The following is an 18,365-nucleotide window of genomic DNA, read 5'->3' as shown; positions in this document are numbered from 1 at the left end:
AATTATAGCAGCCATAATATGACTATAGTTGATTATAAGAAATGTAAATAAGGGGCTTTTTATGGCTACGTTTACCTTAAAAGTAAACAAAAGAGTGGTGTGGGAAGAGGAGCAACAACGTGTTAATGCAACACTTTCCGCACAGTATCAATCACATTTTCGACCACCAGAATTGTCCGCCAATGATGTAAGCCCAAATAAGGTATTACCCGTGGTTGACGCATCTATTGTTGAATTTGATCGTGATGGTTTCCCAACCAAATTGCTTGGGGTAACGGATGAATCTGGTGTCACTGACATTCGATTTGATCGTCAAGGGCCATGTCGTATTCGTATCAGTGCTCGTGGTTATACGCCGGAAGATATTGTGCTGACAACTGCTGATTTTGAAAAACAGAATAACTGCGTATCTGTTGTATTAAGAGAAATGGACATGATGGCTTACTCAGGTGGTCATGATTTGGGGATTATTACGAGTGCGTTATGGCGTAAAGCTGATGATAGTGAAGGGGCGGCGTTTGAATTTTCCGCATATGGTTATGTAAGATTCGCTCATCACTTAAAAGATTTGCTACAACAAGAATTTAAGCCTTGTTATTTAAATCCAACGCAAGAGGCCACTAACCAAAGCCACCTTTATGTTCGTCGTCATGCCGCGTTTGATCCTCAAGATATATTTTTATGCCATGGCCTATCAATTCGTTTCCCACAAGTACATGTAATGGAAGTGATTAATTTATTTTCTGATAACCAAGTGGCTGAAAAATATGTTTATCTAGGGCATAAAACCGGGGATGAACACGCTGGAGAACAAGTGTTAGCGGTTCTACGTTAATACGTGATTGGACTATAAATAAATTATAAAGCTGATAGTTAAAGATATTGAATATATTAATTTCACGCCAGTAAAGTTCAAATTATATGATGATGCTCAACCAATAGCGGCAGTGGCTTTTGTAGCCTCACTGCCGCTGTAACTATAAAAGTCGTTCTATTTTATTGTAAATAAAAATCTGTCTATATAAATATCAGCGCCTGTCCTCATAAATACTTATAGAGCAGGGCACGTCAATTAAAGAGTCGCTGACTGTCCCCGCCAATATGGTCTGCTTTTTTTGATTTTTAGTGTCTGTCTTCGTCAATGATCCCGTCGATTCCTGCTTTCTTGGTTTTTAGTGTCTGTCCCTATCAGTATGCCGTGGCTAACTGAGCACAAATGTTGGCTTGTAAGAGCAAGTCTGATGCTATTGAGTGTGGCTATGATGGTGTTTTGTAGTTTGGTGTGTCAGTTGTCTGGCACAGCAATAAATATGTCTAGGGAAAGAGGCATCATTTTATGGATAGAAATGACATTTTATCAGCCAGCCACATTTCAAAGCGTTACGGAGGGGTGTTTGCGTTAAAAGACGTTAGCTTCTCGTTGAAAAAAGGCGAAATTCTTGGCCTATGTGGTGAAAATGGCGCGGGTAAGAGTACGCTGGTGAAAATTCTTGGTGGGCATGTTACTCCCAATGAGGGCACTCTGACTATCGATGGCAAGACTATTGTATTCGGTAAACGTGTCGATCCCGCACTCATTACTATCGTCCATCAAGAGCTCTCTATTCTTCCTGATTTAACGGTTCTAGATAACATTACACTTGGCATTGAAGATAAAGGTTTTTTTTATCGGAGAGGCAAATGGCATGCCTTTGTTGAAGAAAAGCTTGCCGAGGTCGGTTTATCTCATATTTCGCCTAATCAGTTAACAGGCGAATTATCACTTGCTGAGCGTCAATTAGTCGAAATTGCGCGTGGTTTAGCCAGTGGTGCTAAGGTGCTGTTACTCGATGAACCAACGGCGACTTTATCTGATGCCGAAATCAACAATGTATTTCGAATTATGCGTCGTTTAAAAGAGCATGGCACCACTATGGTGATGATCAGTCACCGCTTAGATGAAGTGTTTGAAATTACCGACCGAGTGACGGTGTTTCGTGGTGGGGAGCATATTTTTACGGCTTCAACCAAAGATGTAACTAGTGAAGAGTTAGTTAGCGGAATGCTCGGCCATGAGGTCAAACGTGGTGAAATGCCGCCAGTTAGAAAAGTAGGAAGCCCTATTCTCGAATGTCATCAAGTCATGCGTCATGGTGACTACGGGCCGTTTGATTTTCAATGTGGCAAAGGCGAAATCGTTGCACTGGTTGGTCAATTAGGCTCTGGCGCTGATACGTTTCTTAAATCATTAGCCGGTCTTGCTCCTGTTGATGGAGGAACCATTTCGTTAGCCGGCACTCAGCTAGATTTAACATCGATTGCTAAAGCCGATAAACAGGCTATTTCTTACGTTCCAGAAGATCGAGCAGGTAAAGGGGCATTTCTTGAGGCACCTATTGGAATTAATCTCACTTCGCGCGCATTAGATCGATTATCAAAAAAGGATGTGTTGAATCGTAAGCAAGATTCACAATATGCCACTGAGTTAGCAACACTGTTTACTCTTGATCCCACACGTAATCATCAAGCGGTATCAACGCTGAGCGGTGGTAATCAACAAAAGGTGGTGTTAGGTAAAGCGCTTGCTACCGACCCAGAATTATTACTGCTCAATGAACCTACACGAGGTGTGGATATCGGCGCACGTGCCGATATTTATCAGCGATTACGTGACAAGGCTGATAATGGGTTGTCGATCGTTTTTTATTCAACCGATTTAGAAGAAATTCTCGATTTTGCTGATCGTATCGTCACTGTATTTAAAGGCGGTATTGTTCGTAATGCACTGCGAGCAGACGTGAATCGAGAAATAATATTACAAGATATTTTGACGGGAACAGAAAGGAGCGCAGCATGAGTGACATCATGATCGCTAAATCATCAGGGACGATGAATGTTAAGTCTATGACTGCACAGTGGTTCGCGCCAACGCGCATTCAAGCAACCGCAGTACGCATTGCGACGTTATTGCTCATTGTTTACGCCGCTGTGTGTGTGCAAGGGTTTGCTTCATTACAGAATTTAAGTTCCATTATTTTTACAACAGCATCGGTTGGTATCGCTGCATGTGGTCTGGCCTTAGTGACCATTAGCGGTAACTTATTTATGCTCTCCATTGGTGCAACTACGTCGGTTGCCACCATCGTGTTTGTCAGCTTATTAAGTTTTGGTATTTTTCCTGCTGTCCTAATGACACTTGCTTTGGGAGTGGTGTTGGGATTAGTACAAGGCGGTGCCATCGGTCGTTTTAAAACTAATCCAATCATCACATCGATTGCTGCTTCGTCCGTGATTACCGGCCTAGGCAGTTGGTTTTCTGGGGGAAGAACATTAACCAGTGATGTCACTGTGCATTGGTTAGGGGTTGGATATCTAGCTCCTGGTATCCCGAATCAAATCATTATTCTGGCTGTTATGCTGGTAGCGACAGAGTTTTTTCTATCCCGTATGCGTTTAGGTCGTGAAATTCAACTGTTGGGTACGAATGAAAACACAGCCGCCTTATCAGGATTACGAGTAAACCGTGCGGTGATGGCGGCTTATATCTTTGCCTCGGTTGCTGCAGTTATTTCTGGTATTTTGATTGCTTCACAAGCGTCACAGGGTAACTTATCGCTTGGGTCTGGTTTAGATTTTAGTGCGATTGCTGCAGTTTTAGTCGGTGGTATTGCAATTAATGGTGGACAAGGGCGCATTTACGATGCGGCCATTGGTGCTTTCTTTCTTTCAATCATCAGCAACATTTTGCTGTTACGCGGCTACTCACTTGATATCCAGTTAATGGTAAAAGGGGCTGTTGTCTTGTTCTCTGTCCTACTTGGGGCATTAATGACCCGAAAATATAGGAAGTAACCACATGAAATCATTATCGAAATGGAATCCATCGGATGTGGTTCGTCTAGCTTTGTTTATTGGCGTGCCAGTTTGTTTCTCACTGAGTAATAGCATTTACCTTTCCGGAGGCAACCTGTTTGCACTCATGCAAAGTTTCGCGCTCGTTGGGTTGGTCACTCTTGGTCTTGCATTGACCATGATTGTCGGAGAGTTCGATTTATCTGTCTCTTCAATGGTAGCTGTTGGCGGCCTAATTTTGGCTAAAACCGGTGTTGATAGCGCATGGGTTGGGGTCGGTTGTGCTGTCGCGTTTGGTGTCGTAGTCGGTATTATCAATACACTATTGGTGATAAAGCTTAAGGTTTCTTCATTAGTTACTACGCTCGGAGTAATGATTTTACTTTCTGGTTTTGCCTACTGGATTGCAGGTGGACAGGTTGTCCCTTACTTCAATTTCGATGCGTCAGATGTGCTAGACCAGCAGATGGCCTATCTCTTTTCGCCACGCATTTTAATTACGATTGCAGCCATGTTGGCGGTGTTTATCGTATTAACATTTACTCGATTAGGTCGTGATATTTACGCCACTGGGAGCCATCGTCAGTCAGCAATGATGAGTGGTGCCAAAACATCAGCATCACTGTACTTTGCTTTTATCTGTTCTGGTGCCTTCTCTGCTCTTGCCGGAGCGCTCATCTCAATCAGTCTTGCAACGGGTTCGCCAACCTTGGGAAGCACATTGTTAGTGCAAGCGGCATCGGCTGCAATTTTAGGCGGCGTATCTTTAAATGGTGGTGTGGGCAAAGTGGGTAACATCGTTATTGGTGTTTTAATTCTTGCAGCGCTAAACAATGGATTAAGCCTCGCAGGAGTAAGCTCAGCGATGACATTACTTGTGAACGGTATTGTGTTGGCTGGCGTCGTCATGATTAACGGTGAACTTGGGGATGTTTTGAAAGCGAAAGCCACTCGTTCGACACAACAAAAAGCATAATTTTTTTCAGACTATATGGAGCGTAACTGAATGAAAAAATTAACAAAAATAATGGGTAAATCAATAGCTGCTGGCGGTTTGTTAGCAACAGCCATGACGATGCCTACTGCCGTACAAGCGGCACAGGATAAAAACATTATTCTGTTACAACCAACAGAAGAGTGTACGTATTGTGCAGATTACAAACGCTTTTTTGCCAAAGATGCCAAAGCCGCTGGCTTAAATTACGAAATCACTACGAGTGTGTTTGATCCATCAAACCAAGCAAACCAAGTGGAACAAGCTATTTCCAAAAAACCAGATGCGATTGTGTTGTGGCCGGTCGATGTGAATGCATTAATTCCTTCAATGCGGAAGATTAAAAAAGCGGGGATTCCTCTGGTTATCAGTGATGCGATGCCAAATGAATATTCAAAACCGTTTTGGGATGTATACACTGGCGGTAACAGTGAGGCTATTGGCCGTGAATCAGCTAAAGCGATGGTTGCTGCATTTAAAGCGAAAGGTTATGGCGATAAAGGGCAGATCTTTGCGATTACCGGCACGCCTGGTGCGCCAACCAGTTTAGGGCGTATGAAAGGATTTACCGAAGAGTTACATAAGTTGGCACCAGGAATCAAAGTTGTTGGAAAACAGTCAGGTAACTGGGATCAAAACGTGTCAATGACAGCGGCATCTTCTTTCTTTACTCGCTACGGTGATAAGGTGCAGGGGGTTTATGCGGTCGAAGACTTGATGATGGCTGGAGTCATCGTCGCAGCAGAGCGCTCAGGTATTGATCCGAAGAAACTGGCATTGGTAGGCGTTGGCTGTGAAGTAACAGGCTACAACAACATCAAAAATGGTAAGCAGTTTGCGACCGTATTGTCTGATGCATACAGCGATGCAAAATATGCCGTTGATGCAGTGGTAAAACTGCTTGATGGTGTGAAGCAAGATAAATATCGCTATATTCCTAACCCAATGATTACCAATCAAAATCTTAACGAGTGTAACTTGGTTGATACTAAAGCTTAGTGATGCGTTAAAGTATAAAAGGGCGACCGTTCATTTGAACTGTCGCCCTTTTTATTGGGTAAATGATAATGGAAAATTAATTATTCGATTAACGATTTAGGTGACACACTAAAACGTTGACGAAAGCTGCGGCTAAAATGGGATAAATCTTTAAAGCCAAACTGGTAAGCCGCTTCGGTCACATTCCTCACTTTTCCTAAACTGAGCGCATTATAGGCCGCTGAAAGGCGTTGAGATTGAAGCCATTGGCGAGGTGTTTCCCCTGTTTCAGCAAAGAGACGAGAGAGGGTTCGAGTCGAGATATTTTGCGCTTTTGCGATAGTGTCTAACGATAAGTTTTCATCAGCAAGATGTGCTCTTATATAGGATTTTACTTGTTCTAAGTGACTATCATTGAGGGCAGGGACTGACGTAGTACTCACCGCTTGAGTCAGGGCTGTCGTCATCATTTCTAACGCTGGTTTAATCAGCTCATCATTGGCAATTAGCTCTGGCGATGTGGCAATTAAATGGCTTTCATTCACAAGCGAAAGCATGAGTCGATTATAAATCGAATGAGCGGGGATGATGTTTCCTCCGATCGTATCGATATTCGCGACTTTGGCTTGAATGAGCGGGCGCGGAAGACGTATTAACGTTGCCTTATAGGCTTCTTTATAGTGAAAAGAATAGGGCCTTCCAGAGTCATAAATTAAAATATCTCCTACAGATTGCCGAACTTGACGGCCATTTTGTTCAAAATAACCACTGCCCTCGGTCATTATTGAAACGAAGATATCATCTCGATCAATCAGGTTGAGATCCGATTTACGGCGATCATAATCAATAGCGTCTGATGTGACATCGCTGATTTCTGAACAACCAAATTCTGCCACTGATGTGGTGGCATTAAATTCGTTCAAACTAGGAATTTTACCTAAACATGGGGCGTAACATTGAAATACAACATCATTCCAATAATCAAATCGTTCTTTAGATTGAATGTTATCGGTCGAAAATATGTGGTTCATGAAACACCTCTTATGCTTAATGCCTATGCAGAAAATTAAGCAAAATTGATGCCGTTTTATTAGTGTTTTATTTAAAAATAAAATTCATAACTAATTGTTTTTATTGTATTAAATAATTAATATGTTTCTATTTTATTGTTGTGGTAATTAATGTGGTATTAATGATTGTTTTTGGTGCAAAAGATGCATCAAATTGAGGATTTATTATAAGAAGAGCAAAATATTGCGCTTTTTTTGTGCAGTGACTTATAGAGAAAAATAAGGATAAAAAAAGCCCAAGTAGACTACTCGGGCTAAGCAATATTAACGGATCGTATTTAGTATACAGCGGCAAAAACGCGAGCTGGAAAACTCGCCATTGGTACGCGGGGTGGAACCGCAGAAAGATATGCATTCTTACCTTCAACGGCAGAAATATTGGTCATATCTTCGCAAATAACAACACCATTACTCAACAAAATGTTGTGAACAGGTATAGCGGCCCCTGGGTTGTTAATGTTGTCTACCAGTGGAGAATCAATACCTACCAACGCAGCGCCTTGTGCGACGAGGTATTCAGCTGCTTGATTAGATAAATAAGGGCAGTTTTCACCGTAGGCTTCTGTGTTGAAATACTGAGAATGTTTGCTATTTAGAAGCACTGCGCATCCTTTTATATCTAAACCAGAAAAATCTTCAATATCGAAAAAGATGCGGTTGTCGGGTTTATTGACGACAACCACAGGAAGGTTAACCAGTTTTTCTAATGGGTAGTCACAGATTTTGTGTCCATTTGGATCTTCATGGAAGGGCGAGTCGATGTATGTACCAGAGATCCCAAAGATATTTAAACCATCAATGAGTGCGTTATTTTCGAAGCGCGGCAGGTGTTCGTACACATCAACATGACTCATCCCCGGGTAGGTTTGCATGCCGTGTTCGATTTGATGATTTAACTCAATAAACTCTTTAATCGGTGTAGGTTTAACAACTTGGGTTGTCGTGGTATCGATAACAGTCATAGTGATGTCCTTTTCAAGCAGGATAATGCTGAGCAATCAGCTCAACACTAATTGGGTTTATAACGAGCTAGTAGAAGGTTGTCGTTTTTTGAAAAACTTCGTTATATCCACTTCAGATAAAATAATAGAAAGAATGATGATCGCCGTTGCAAATAGGCCGACAGAGGTGACGGATTGATCGTAAAACAGAGCTGCCGTGATCATAGAGGCCACTGGTACGACAGACACACAAATACCGGCCGATGCTGATGAAATCTTGGTCACGCCTTTGAAGAAAAACATATACGGAACAGCCCACACGAATACGCCGTAATAGATCATAATCGCGATATTATTGCCTGTGAGTGACGAAATGGAATAGTTTTGCAACTCAGATATCGTCATCGGTATTGAGAACACCAATCCAGTCAGGCATACGCCAGCCGCCATCGACATTGGTTTTAGTGAACACTGCAGTTTGCCAGCTAAAACAATATTTAAAGCGTTAGATAAGGTAGACAGCAGTAAAAAGATTAGACCTAGTGCCGTTGTATTACCGCTATTTCCCCCTGAAGGCAACGAGATAACGACCACACTCACAATCGCCAAAATAACGGATAAAGCGACACTAAATGTGAGTTTTTCGCGGAAAAAAAGTGTCGAAATAACGACAACGAATGCAGGGGCCGCACTGGTAATCACCGAGGCAGTGGTTGCTGAGGTGGAAGGCAAACCGTAAAGCAAAAAAACAGTGTAAAGCACTGCGCCTAACAAAGAGAGTATTGCCACGATTCCCCAATCTTTCAAACTGATTTTAAACCAGTTAGTTTTTTCTGATTTGATAGTAATAGGGAGTAGAAATAAAAAACCGATTGCAAAAGTAATGCTAGTGAACGTCCAGGTGGGTACTTCCTCCATTGCCTGCTGCGCAATAGGATAACTCGAACCCACCAAAACGAAACAGAGTACCACATAAATGAGGCCGATTAATTTGCTCGACATAATTGCTTCCTTGTCTAATTGCCGCATCCTGCGGTCTGCCTATTGAAAAGTATTATCAATGATATTTTTCATGGTGATGAGCGATAAACAGTGCACTCATCGATAAATCTGTTAACTAAGGTATAACTGGACGCTATGCCGTGCTTGTCTAAAAAAGCGCAATTTTTTGACTGATTAGGAACTGATATGAGTTTTAGTGCATTTCAACATAAAATGTTAACTTTTCGGCGCATGAACTTGGTGCGGCAATATAAATGGTTGCACCATAGTGGTTTGTTAGGTGTTTGTTTTAAATATCTTCCCATTATTATTGAACATAATATTAAATTTTTTGCTTGTCTGAGAACGACAACCTGTTTTTTCAAAAGGACAGTTTTTTTGCTTAAGACACCAAAATTAAGTCGGTAAACCTATTTCTAATCTGTAGGCAGTTTAGGCACATAACTTGCTCCCACCACATGTAGTGATGCCAAGATTGAGCAAAAGAAGGATACGAGAATGATGGATAAAAGATTTGATACTGCAGCGATCAATTTTGAACGTTGGCGTTCGATTGCTACGGATGCGATCATTCCTCTTCATTATGAATGTGATAGAGAGTCAAACTTTTCTGGTATTTTGAGTGCTCACCCAGTCGGTAAACTTCAGGTTGCCCACCTAAAAGCTTCACCTCATTCTGTGCAGCGTTCACCGCGGCTTATCCATCATGCACGTCACGATCAATTGGTGTTTAATTGGTTGCTAAACGGGCAATGTCACGTCGAGCAGGATGATAACCGTAATCGGGTTAATCAAGGTGCCATGTGGCTATGTGACGCGAGTCGTCAGTATCAATTAGAATTTCCTCAGACTTTTGATCTGGTCAGTATTGTTTTGCCCAAAGAAGGGATTAAACCGTACTTTTCAGATTTATCTCAACTGGTCTCACTTGATCTCAGTCAGCGTAGCGAAATGGCATCATTTGTTAGCGCGCATCTCCAGTTATTAACGCAAACGTCGCAGTTCAGTTCCCCCCCTTGTTGTTGAAAAAGTCACCCGGCATACGATTGATTTGCTCGTGAGTTTGTTTGCTGAAACGCTTTCTGAGCAAAAACATCACTTAACCCATAGTAAAGCGAGCATTGTTATGCGCGTTAAACAATATATTGATCACCATGCGATGGATGCGGAATTAACGGGGCAAGAAGTGGCAGATCAAATTGGTGTTTCAACACGTTACATCAATCAACTTTTGAGTGAAGAAGGGTTATCGCTAAGCCGTTTGATTTGGCACGATCGAGTGCTTAAATCGGCGGAGTTACTGCAGGATAATCAGAATACCCATCGCAGTATTTCGGATATTGCATATACCACAGGCTTTAATGATGTGGCCCATTTTAGTCGTACCTTCAAAAAGCATTTTGCGGTTACACCGTCTCAATACCGTCGCCAAATTAATAATCCGCTTTAAACAAAAAAAGCCCACTTATCTGGCACGGAAAAGTGGGCTTGATGTTTATCGATATGAACTAAACGTCATTAAGGACGTTATAAGGACAGGCACTGTTCGTTGAGGAGTCTTTTGAGAGGATAACCTCACAAAGATGACCAGTTAGCCTGCTTTCTGTAGTTGTGAAATACGCGAGCGCAGATCTTTATCCGTTTGTAGTGCGCGAGCGATTTTGTTGTAGTCTTGCACAGATAAGCCAGTGTCTTTCACCGCTTTTACCATGCTTTCATTGGCTTGTTGTTGAATTTTTTGTGCTGCATTTTGGTCTTTAGTTTGGCCCAGTTTCGAAATCGCACTTTGGCGAATCGAATTTACCGATTTTTCTGCTTCAACAAAAAGCGAGAGTTCCTTATCAGAAACTTTCACATTTTGCGCTTGAGTTTGAGCCTGTGGCTGCGCTGTTTGTTGACCGGCAGCCAGTGCTGACGTTGAAACGCCTGCGCCTAGTGCGGTTACGAGTGCTACGAGCGCTAATTTACGCATGATGTGCTCCTTTCTGAAGGTTTTTCTAAATGTCCCTTACTACATAGCGAGAACCATGCCAATTTTTCTATTTTTATTAACCTATTGTTTTATTTGAGTTATTTTTCAATGTAAATTCTAGGCTAAATCTTGTCGGATGATTTGTGTTTACTTGTGTCACCCTTTAACCTGACTTGTGTGACATAAAGATACACATAATCAAAAAGGCACAGTTAACGTGTCGCTGAGGGGGAGATTTGGCAAAACGCAGACGCTTAACGCTCACTATGCGTATGTTATTACTGGTGTTTATCCCGCTGTGGGCTCTGTCGGCAGCCTCTATAGGTATCGGTACCTATTACATGGCTGAGCAGCAGACTCGTAAGTTAAAGGATGATATTAAATTGATCGCTCGCGCGATTCGGGTGCCGATTGGCGAAGCGATTGAAAAAGGCGATCTTGAAACCGTGCAGCGCACATTAGATGCCGTGTTCTCTATTGGGCAAGTTTACGGCGCATCTGTCTATAACAAGAATGGTGAACGTATTGCCGCCGCTGGTATTGCCCGCCATGACAACGATGATAATCCTTTAGCTGAAAAAATGCTTAAAGTTGGAGAAGATGGGGATGCCTATCAACACCAAGCGGGGCGGCGTGTTTATTCTCACTTTGTTCCAATCACTGGGCCTAATGGTCAGTTGCCTACGATGGTGGAAGTGACACGTAAAGCCAGCGACTTTTCTACCTCAGTTGATCGCATTGCGTATTGGGCATGGGGCAGTTGGGGATTAGTTGGATTGATGACGTTAGCGATCGTATTGTTCGGCTATCGGCAAGCGGTAGGTCGAGAAATGACTCGTTTAATCAATGTGATGGGGGAAGTCGGGCGTGGCAAGTTAACCCAGCGCGCAGCTGATAATGGCTCGACTGAAATGGCTAAAATCGCAAAGGCATTTAACCAGATGCTTGATGATATAGAGACCGCCCAGCAAGAAATCAAAGCGCATCAAGCGCATGAAATCGCACTTAATCAGCAACTTGAACGACAAGAACGGATGGCAGCATTGGGTCGTTTAGTTAGTGGTATTGCCCATGAACTTGGTGCGCCACTGAATGTGATTGACGGCCGAGCGCGCCGCTTAGCAAGATTAGATAGTGATCCGAAAGGTCAACATGAGCTAGACGCAATTCGAGGTCAAGTGGGAAGACTTACCCGTATTGTTCGCCAATTACTTGATTTCTCGCGAGGTGGATTGCAGAGAGAATGGCTAAGACTAGCCCCATTAATTGAAAGTGCGATTGAATCGGTCAACTATGAGCAGCAGAGTGCGCAGCCCAATTTTAACGTGTCTGTCCCCGAAAATATCAAAGTATATATTGACCAAGCTCGCTTTGAGTTGGTGCTGGTTAATTTACTGCGTAATGCCTGCCAAGCGGCTCAGGCACAGGTGGGGGTGGAATATCATCACGCTGACGGCAAGTGGCAGCTTTCTATTTGGGATGATGGAGAGGGGATTAAAGGTGACATCAATCCTGAGCAGTTATTAGAACCATTTTTCACCACTAAACCCAAAGGGAAAGGAACAGGGTTAGGTTTGGCTATTGTCCATAATGTGGTGCATGACCATGGCGGAGAGATGACCTTTTCACATGCAGAACAAGGTGGGTTACAAGTCACATTGAACTTTCCCGAGGAGTTAACGTAATGAATATATTATTGATTGAAGATGATCAAGATCTTGCTGAACTCTTATATGAAGAGTTAGAAGGTGAAGGGTATAAAGTGACAGCAGTGGTATCGGTCGAAGAGGCGCTACCAAAGCTGGAACAGAATACATATGATCTGGTTATCTCAGATCTGCGGTTACCTGGGCGTAATGGCATGACATTGGTGCCCGAACTTAAAGCGCTTAACCATCCCCCAGCTATTTTACTTATTACGGCGTTCGGCTCAGTAAATCAGGCGGTACAAGCGTTAAAAGCCGGGGCGGATGACTTTCTGACCAAACCGTTTGATATGGACCACTGCCTAATGACCGTACACCGTTTATTAGATCATCGCCAATTAAAGCATCGTGCGCAAGGTGAACAATTTTGTGGCATGTTAGGGGAAAGTGCAGCGATGCAGCATTTGTTTACCAATATCAAACAAATTTCAAGAGCAGACGGTCCAGTGTTAATTTTAGGAGAAAGCGGGACGGGGAAAGAGCTGGTCGCTCGCGCTATACATCAGCAGAGTGAGCGGCACTCTGGGCCATTTTTGGCGGTTAACTGCGCAGGGATTCCCAGCGAATTATTAGAAAGTGAATTTTTTGGTCATGCAGCGGGGGCGTATACCGGGGCGCAAAAGGCGCGCCAAGGGTTACTACGCGAAGCTCAAGGAGGTACGTTGCTGTTAGATGAAATTGGTGAAATGCCACCAGCGCTACAAGCCAAATTATTGCGCGTGTTACAAGAAGGCACGATTCGTCCGGTCGGTAGTGATAAAGAAATATCGGTTGATGTGCGCATTGTTGCGGCGACGCATCGTGATTTAGAAGCCAACGTTGCTGCAGGAGACTTTCGGGAAGATCTCTTTTTCCGTTTGGAAACATTCACGCTGCAAGTTCCGCCTCTTCGCGAGCGAGGCGATGATATCGCGCTGCTTGCCAGACATTTTCTTGCCAGTCAGCAGCGTGCAGGCAAAACCCAAGCGCGCCAACTTAGCCATTCAGCTTGGCAACAATTGCTGAACTATCCGTTTCCGGGCAATGTGCGTGAATTACAAAATGCCATGGAACGAGCGGCGATTTTCTGTGAAGGAGAAGAAATTTTGCCCGAGCATCTACCTAAGCGTTTACGTAGCGCTCAGGCAGATGATCCTGTCGGCTTGTTTGATTCCTTAACATCAGGTTCTTTGCCACCGATGCAAAAGATCCAACAAGATTATGTGGACTACGTATTAGACAAAACCAAGGGTAATAAAGCGCAGGCCGCTGATATTCTCGGCGTGACTCGTCGCACCTTATACCGCTGGTTAGAGGACATGCATCCTAAAACGTCTTAATAATCCATTAAAGTTTGCAATGGCTACATTGGCAGTAGTCTAACCGGATCACCCTGATGTATTTCTAGTGCCGCTAAAGTCTCTTGGTTAACGAACAGTGTATTGGATTCTGCGTCGTACCAAGCTTTAGTGGCGACCGCGCGAAAATCAGCAAATGATGTGTTACTAATTAAAAAATCACTGTTGCCCACTTGGCCAATGGCAACGGTGGCGCGTAGGGAGTTTTTGACTGAATTTATATTGTGTAAATCGCACTCTACAGTTGGGCCTGCATCAAAAATATCGACGTAATCACGGCATACAAACCCTTCCTTTTGCAGCATTTTTAACGCTGGAACCGTGTATTTGTGAACTTTACCAATAACTGCTTGAGCTTCTCGGCTCAATAAGTTGGTGTAAATCGGCAGTTTTGGCATGAGCTCAGTAATGAAGGACTTGTCGCGAATACCCATAAGATGATCGGCGTGGGTAAATTCGATATGGAAAAAGGCATCTTGGAGCCATTTCCAAAAGGGCGATTTACCGTGTTCATCGGAGATACCGCGCATCTCCGCAATCACGGTTGGAGAGAATCGTTCAGGGTGCTCAGCCATCAATAGAAAGCGACATTTTGACATCAACTTACCATTCATTCCTTGGCGATATGCAGGGCGAAGAAAAAGCGTACAAATTTCTGAGCAACCAGCATAGTGATTGCTCAGTGTTAGTAAACGAACGACGTTTTTAATACCAAGTTTTTGGGATGAGTGAATAATTTTGCTGATGTGATAGCTATAAACGGGAACGTCTCCACCAATCGAAGCTTCAATCGCGGTGGTGCCGGCCATTTCTCCTGTCTCACTATCCACGCCAACCATCAAATAGCCTTCGCCATCGGGTTCTGTTACTGGCTTACTGAAACTTGCTACTGAGTGTTCAATACGCTCATGCAGTAAGGCTTCATCAACGGGCAGGGAAGTAAACCCATGCCCTGATTCCTCGGCACAGACGTGCAGAGTCGGGTAATCATTGTGGCGGATTGGTCTAACGACTAGCATTCCGTTGCTCTCCTATAAACACACTGGTTCAAACGCCATTAAGGCATTCCTGTAAATTTCTATTTCATATCCATATGAATTAATTAAATTTTTAAATAGATATCTTGGTTGGGTATAAGTTCATTCTGGCAAGAATTCACCGAGACAGGGTAATGAAAAATATTTATCGCCGATAAGAGATGCTAATAATATACGTAATTGATAATAATTATCATTTTTATTGTTTAGCTAGTAGTAATCTTTCGATTGTCTGAGTAGAATCGTCGGGTATTTTTTCGGAGCTGTCCATGACTATTCAAACTATGCCAACCTTGTCTAAAAAAACGTTGTTTGTCTTATACCTCATTATCTTTTTAGGATCGGCTGGGTTTTTTATTACAATCCCAGCTTATGTCAGTCTGTTTTTAACTAATGATCACTCGATGGCGATTTCTCAATCAATGTCGCTCGAAAAACGCCGAGCGCTGTTCGGCACTGTGATGTCGGTTGCGCCATTTATTTCTATGTTTTTTACTCCCTTTATTGCGCGTTTTGCCGATCGATATAACCGTAAAGTGGTGATGGTATTATGTCTGCTTACTGGGGCCATTGGGTTTGCTATTCCGGTGTACTCAGTTATTACCGGTTCGGTCGTGCTATTGTTTACCGGTAATATGATCAACAGTATCGGTTCATCTAGTCAACCTATTGCTCAAGCGGTACTTACTGATAATAGCGGCGGTAAAACGAAAGCCACATTGATGAGCTTGGTGGCGGTAGTGATGACGGCAGCCATGTCGTTTGGCCCTGCTTTAGGGAGTAAACTATCTGCGTTATATGGCCCACAAGCACCATTTTATGCTTGTTTACTGATTGCGTTAGTATGTTTAGTGTTACTTAACTTAGTGTCATTGCCTAAACAGCAGGTTTTAACGACAGAAAATCCGTGGTCATTAGCTGCGCCACTATCGCGTAGTCAAGCTGGCTTTATTCCTTGTTTATTGATTGTATTTTTGTGTCAATTTAGCTGGAGCTCTTACTTTCAGAACATTTCATTTATCTTTCCTGAACGCTTCCACCTTGCTGTGCAGAGTAATACCTACCAATACTTTATGATGGCCATTGGCATCGTGATGATCATTTCATTATTGGCATTACCACGAATTGTCTTAAGTCGGTTCTCTTTAATTGGTTCTTTAAAAACAGTGTTACTAGGCGATGCTTTGGGAATGCTTGCGCTTGCTTATGCGCCAAACTTTACTCTACATGTCGTAGCGATGGTGGTGACCTCTGCGTTAGTCGCGCTCTCGTTTCCTTTATATATCACTGCACTTTCTGATCGTGCGAAACATAGCGATCAAGGTTGGGCAATGGCGCTTGCAAGTACCATGGTAGGATTAGCTTGGACTTTAACCGGTTATTTAACCGCCATTCTTGTTAATGTGAATTTAACTTTGCCAACAATCGTAGCCGCGGCTGGTTACCTACTCGCCATGATTATTATTCCAACCAACCCTATTTCTGTAGGAAAAGAGGCGCAAGCATGAGTTCAACATTAGAATCCGTACTAGCTCAACATGACTTTCATTGCGTAATTCCCGAGCATTTACAACATGGAATTCCATTGGTGGTCGATCTAACACCCACTGGTGATATCTGGGATAAAGTGCGTGAAGGTGCTAATTATGTGGAAGAAATGCACAAACGAGCAAGCCAAATTGGTGCCGTGGTGAATATTGGCCGCTACGCAGAAGAGCGCATGATCTATCAAGACACAGATAACTTTGCTGGGCGTGAAGCGTGCACACTGCATATTGGTGTTGATTTGGGTATTCCCGCGGGTAATCCCGTCTTTGCGCCATTGGCGGGGGAGGTGTTGGGGTTTGCTGATCACGACACAATAGGTGACTATGGCCCGGTCGTGATTTTACGCCATAAGTTAGAAGGCCATGTGTTTTTTACATTGTATGGCCATTTAGCTCGTGCTTCTCTCACGGCTCTCAGTGTGGGGCAGCAGATAGCTCAAGGCCAACAATTCGCGACGATAGGAACGTCCGCAGAAAATGGTGGCTGGCCAACCCATTTACATTTTCAGATTGTAAAAGATATGCAGGGTTCAACCGATGATTACACCGGAGTCGTGAATCCTGAACAAGCAGATTTTTACTTATCAAACTGCCCCGATCCTAACCTAATCCTAAACATTAGTAGTATTTAATCTACGGGCGCGAGTCAGCTATTTTTAGCTTAAATAAAGCCGGATTTCAGAAGATAGCTTCTAGATCCGGTCACTTAGTTATTATCGTAATTTATATCAATAAAATTCTTTGCTATGAGAGGCTTACCCTTTAATTTTCGTAGTGGTAAAGTGGCTAAAACCACTCAGTGTCACTCGCGTAATAAGGGAGGCGTTATGTCAGGAATCACAGAGTTGGAGACGTTACTTGCTTCGATGTCACCGGAGTTATCTAAAGCTGAATGGGTATTCTGTTCGGTTACTGGGAACTTAGAAGAGTATCTCTCATTAAAACCCATTGCGACGTTTCTAGAAGCGGAAGGTTTGACGCTAATTATTCATAAATACTCTGCAATTAACGCAGGAATAGAATTCGATCGTACTTTCCGCAAAATTACCCTCAATGTTCATTCTAGTCTTGAAGCTGTTGGGCTAACCGCAGCAGTGGCCACCAAACTTACTGAAGTGGGGGTGAGTGCTAACGTGATTGCGGCCTATTTTCACGATCATATTTTTGTGCCGTCAGAGCAAGCAGACAAAGCGTTGAGCGCATTACAAACACTGACTCATTGCCAAGGAGTCGCCTAGTATTGCTCAATGAAAACCTTAAAGATCAGTTCGTTGATCTTATTTGTTCTGAACCAGCACTCATACAAACCGCCCAAGCCTGCGTCGATGTAGGCCTACCCAATTTTTATATTGGTGGCGGCGCATTAACTGAACTGATTTGGAATCATCAATTAGATCTGCCTTTACTCAGCCAGATAAAAGATATTGATGTCATCTATTTTGATAGTGGAGGAGACGTCTCTCAGCAGGAGTATCAAGATCAAATATCAGCTTTAGTAACCCATGGTTATGAGCTTGATGTGAAAAACCAAGCCAGAATTCATGATATGTATCTCCGCAAATTTAGGATGACAGTGCAGCCTTATCTGCGCGTTGAGCAGGGAATAGAGTCTTGGCTACCTGCCTTCGCTATCGGGTTTACTTTAAATCACCTCGGTGAAGTAGAATGCTACGCACCTTACGGTTTAAGTGACGCTTTTAATTTGGTTGTGAGACCCAATAAAACGGTGATGACTCAAGCCAGTTATGAAAAGATGGTCGCGAGTTATCAGGCGCGCTGGCCACAAGTCGCGGTGTTACCTTGCAGGGCAAACGCATGAAACCCCTTGGTTTTAAAGGCCTGTAGAAAAGGTTATTTTTGAAGAGTCGCTCAGTTTACCATCATCAAATAAACCTTAACTCACAATAAGTTAATTGATCATGATGATCAACAAGTTCCTTATTATGACTT

Annotated in this window: 18 protein-coding genes; 13 read left to right on the top strand and 5 right to left on the bottom strand. The window is 43.1% G+C overall.

The window, feature by feature from the left end; translation table 11 throughout:
• Nucleotides 1–61: 61 nt before the first annotated feature.
• The 5 genes from F9817_RS22310 to F9817_RS22290 all read left to right on the top strand — a co-directional run bounded on the left by F9817_RS22310 (nucleotide 62) and on the right by F9817_RS22290 (nucleotide 5,824).
• Nucleotides 62–835, top strand: coding sequence for a hypothetical protein (locus F9817_RS22310; RefSeq protein ID WP_161158414.1), 774 nt, complete (start codon nucleotides 62–64; stop codon nucleotides 833–835).
• 501 nt (nucleotides 836–1,336) lie between these two features.
• Entirely contained in the window at nucleotides 1,337–2,836 is a 1,500-nt protein-coding gene (locus tag F9817_RS22305; RefSeq protein WP_161158413.1) for a sugar ABC transporter ATP-binding protein, read from the top strand.
• The gene (locus tag F9817_RS22300; protein ID WP_230389347.1) at nucleotides 2,833–3,831 is read left to right on the top strand and encodes an ABC transporter permease; all 999 of its coding nucleotides are present in this window, start codon (nucleotides 2,833–2,835) and stop codon (nucleotides 3,829–3,831) included. Before F9817_RS22305 ends, F9817_RS22300 begins: the two co-directional genes overlap by 4 nt.
• Before the next feature lie 4 nt (nucleotides 3,832–3,835).
• Nucleotides 3,836–4,807, top strand: coding sequence for an ABC transporter permease (locus F9817_RS22295; RefSeq protein WP_161158412.1), 972 nt, complete (start codon nucleotides 3,836–3,838; stop codon nucleotides 4,805–4,807).
• Nucleotides 4,808–4,837: 30 nt separating this feature from the next.
• Nucleotides 4,838–5,824: a sugar ABC transporter substrate-binding protein gene (locus F9817_RS22290; protein WP_161158411.1), complete on the top strand. Its 987-nt coding sequence runs from the start codon at nucleotides 4,838–4,840 to the stop codon at nucleotides 5,822–5,824.
• 80 nt (nucleotides 5,825–5,904) lie between these two features.
• On the opposite strand, the gene F9817_RS22285 is transcribed toward F9817_RS22290, so the two are convergent.
• From F9817_RS22285 to F9817_RS22275, 3 genes are all read right to left on the bottom strand, one after another.
• Nucleotides 5,905–6,834, bottom strand: coding sequence for a helix-turn-helix domain-containing protein (locus F9817_RS22285; protein WP_161158410.1), 930 nt, complete (start codon nucleotides 6,832–6,834; stop codon nucleotides 5,905–5,907).
• Between the two features lie 317 nt (nucleotides 6,835–7,151).
• Complete coding sequence (locus F9817_RS22280) at nucleotides 7,152–7,835, bottom strand: cyclase family protein (RefSeq protein WP_161158409.1); 684 nt, start codon at nucleotides 7,833–7,835, stop codon at nucleotides 7,152–7,154.
• A 57-nt stretch (nucleotides 7,836–7,892) separates the two neighbouring features.
• Nucleotides 7,893–8,816 (bottom strand): DMT family transporter, encoded by a 924-nt coding sequence (locus F9817_RS22275; protein WP_161158408.1) that lies wholly within the window; start codon nucleotides 8,814–8,816, stop codon nucleotides 7,893–7,895.
• A 498-nt stretch (nucleotides 8,817–9,314) separates the two neighbouring features.
• Between F9817_RS22275 and F9817_RS22270 the strand changes: the two genes are divergently transcribed.
• Both F9817_RS22270 and F9817_RS22265 read left to right on the top strand, forming a co-directional pair.
• A complete protein-coding gene (locus tag F9817_RS22270; protein ID WP_161158407.1) occupies nucleotides 9,315–9,842 on the top strand; it encodes an AraC-like ligand-binding domain-containing protein in 528 nt (175 codons plus the stop codon).
• A gap of 31 nt (nucleotides 9,843–9,873) precedes the next feature.
• The gene (locus F9817_RS22265) at nucleotides 9,874–10,266 is read left to right on the top strand and encodes a helix-turn-helix domain-containing protein (protein ID WP_161158406.1); all 393 of its coding nucleotides are present in this window, start codon (nucleotides 9,874–9,876) and stop codon (nucleotides 10,264–10,266) included.
• Between the two features lie 141 nt (nucleotides 10,267–10,407).
• Here F9817_RS22265 and F9817_RS22260 read toward each other — a convergent pair whose 3' ends face one another.
• Complete coding sequence (locus F9817_RS22260) at nucleotides 10,408–10,788, bottom strand: DUF4168 domain-containing protein (protein ID WP_161158405.1); 381 nt, start codon at nucleotides 10,786–10,788, stop codon at nucleotides 10,408–10,410.
• A 236-nt stretch (nucleotides 10,789–11,024) separates the two neighbouring features.
• Here F9817_RS22260 and F9817_RS22255 point away from each other — a divergent pair, with 236 nt between their 5' ends.
• Both F9817_RS22255 and F9817_RS22250 read left to right on the top strand, forming a co-directional pair.
• Nucleotides 11,025–12,473 carry a sensor histidine kinase gene (locus tag F9817_RS22255; protein WP_161158404.1) on the top strand — a complete coding sequence of 483 codons (1,449 nt, stop codon included), beginning with the start codon at nucleotides 11,025–11,027 and terminating at the stop codon, nucleotides 12,471–12,473.
• On the top strand, nucleotides 12,473–13,813 hold the full coding sequence (locus F9817_RS22250; protein WP_161158403.1) for a sigma-54-dependent transcriptional regulator: 1,341 nt from the start codon (nucleotides 12,473–12,475) through the stop codon (nucleotides 13,811–13,813). The genes F9817_RS22255 and F9817_RS22250 overlap by 1 nt, the downstream gene beginning before the upstream one ends.
• A 23-nt stretch (nucleotides 13,814–13,836) precedes the next feature.
• Here F9817_RS22250 and astA read toward each other — a convergent pair whose 3' ends face one another.
• Nucleotides 13,837–14,850, bottom strand: coding sequence for an arginine N-succinyltransferase (astA, locus tag F9817_RS22245; RefSeq protein WP_161158402.1), 1,014 nt, complete (start codon nucleotides 14,848–14,850; stop codon nucleotides 13,837–13,839).
• Between the two features lie 287 nt (nucleotides 14,851–15,137).
• Between astA and F9817_RS22240 the strand changes: the two genes are divergently transcribed.
• The 4 genes from F9817_RS22240 to F9817_RS22225 all read left to right on the top strand — a co-directional run bounded on the left by F9817_RS22240 (nucleotide 15,138) and on the right by F9817_RS22225 (nucleotide 18,234).
• The gene (locus F9817_RS22240; RefSeq protein WP_161158401.1) at nucleotides 15,138–16,376 is read left to right on the top strand and encodes an MFS transporter; all 1,239 of its coding nucleotides are present in this window, start codon (nucleotides 15,138–15,140) and stop codon (nucleotides 16,374–16,376) included.
• Nucleotides 16,373–17,047, top strand: coding sequence for a peptidoglycan DD-metalloendopeptidase family protein (locus tag F9817_RS22235; protein ID WP_161158400.1), 675 nt, complete (start codon nucleotides 16,373–16,375; stop codon nucleotides 17,045–17,047). Before F9817_RS22240 ends, F9817_RS22235 begins: the two co-directional genes overlap by 4 nt.
• A gap of 195 nt (nucleotides 17,048–17,242) precedes the next feature.
• Nucleotides 17,243–17,653, top strand: a complete 411-nt coding sequence (locus tag F9817_RS22230; protein WP_161158399.1) for an ACT domain-containing protein — start codon at nucleotides 17,243–17,245, stop codon at nucleotides 17,651–17,653.
• A 2-nt stretch (nucleotides 17,654–17,655) separates the two neighbouring features.
• On the top strand, nucleotides 17,656–18,234 hold the full coding sequence (locus F9817_RS22225) for a nucleotidyltransferase family protein (protein WP_161158398.1): 579 nt from the start codon (nucleotides 17,656–17,658) through the stop codon (nucleotides 18,232–18,234).
• Nucleotides 18,235–18,365 lie beyond the last annotated feature (131 nt).

The organism is Vibrio eleionomae (assembly GCF_009874545.1).
In the GTDB taxonomy this organism is placed as follows: domain Bacteria; phylum Pseudomonadota; class Gammaproteobacteria; order Enterobacterales; family Vibrionaceae; genus Vibrio; species Vibrio nitrifigilis.
Note: the sequence above shows the minus strand (reverse complement) of the source record. Positions and strands in the feature narration are given on the sequence as shown.

Coding starts and splice junctions, on each gene's coding strand:
- F9817_RS22310 (WP_161158414.1), top strand. CDS start 62: ATGGCTACGTTTACCTTAAAAGTAAACAAAAGAGTGGTGTGGGAAGAG.
- F9817_RS22305 (WP_161158413.1), top strand. CDS start 1,337: ATGGATAGAAATGACATTTTATCAGCCAGCCACATTTCAAAGCGTTAC.
- F9817_RS22300 (WP_230389347.1), top strand. CDS start 2,833: ATGAGTGACATCATGATCGCTAAATCATCAGGGACGATGAATGTTAAG.
- F9817_RS22295 (WP_161158412.1), top strand. CDS start 3,836: ATGAAATCATTATCGAAATGGAATCCATCGGATGTGGTTCGTCTAGCT.
- F9817_RS22290 (WP_161158411.1), top strand. CDS start 4,838: ATGAAAAAATTAACAAAAATAATGGGTAAATCAATAGCTGCTGGCGGT.
- F9817_RS22285 (WP_161158410.1), bottom strand. CDS start 6,834: ATGAACCACATATTTTCGACCGATAACATTCAATCTAAAGAACGATTT.
- F9817_RS22280 (WP_161158409.1), bottom strand. CDS start 7,835: ATGACTGTTATCGATACCACGACAACCCAAGTTGTTAAACCTACACCG.
- F9817_RS22275 (WP_161158408.1), bottom strand. CDS start 8,816: ATGTCGAGCAAATTAATCGGCCTCATTTATGTGGTACTCTGTTTCGTT.
- F9817_RS22270 (WP_161158407.1), top strand. CDS start 9,315: ATGATGGATAAAAGATTTGATACTGCAGCGATCAATTTTGAACGTTGG.
- F9817_RS22260 (WP_161158405.1), bottom strand. CDS start 10,788: ATGCGTAAATTAGCGCTCGTAGCACTCGTAACCGCACTAGGCGCAGGC.
- F9817_RS22250 (WP_161158403.1), top strand. CDS start 12,473: ATGAATATATTATTGATTGAAGATGATCAAGATCTTGCTGAACTCTTA.
- astA (WP_161158402.1), bottom strand. CDS start 14,850: ATGCTAGTCGTTAGACCAATCCGCCACAATGATTACCCGACTCTGCAC.
- F9817_RS22240 (WP_161158401.1), top strand. CDS start 15,138: ATGACTATTCAAACTATGCCAACCTTGTCTAAAAAAACGTTGTTTGTC.
- F9817_RS22235 (WP_161158400.1), top strand. CDS start 16,373: ATGAGTTCAACATTAGAATCCGTACTAGCTCAACATGACTTTCATTGC.
- F9817_RS22230 (WP_161158399.1), top strand. CDS start 17,243: ATGTCAGGAATCACAGAGTTGGAGACGTTACTTGCTTCGATGTCACCG.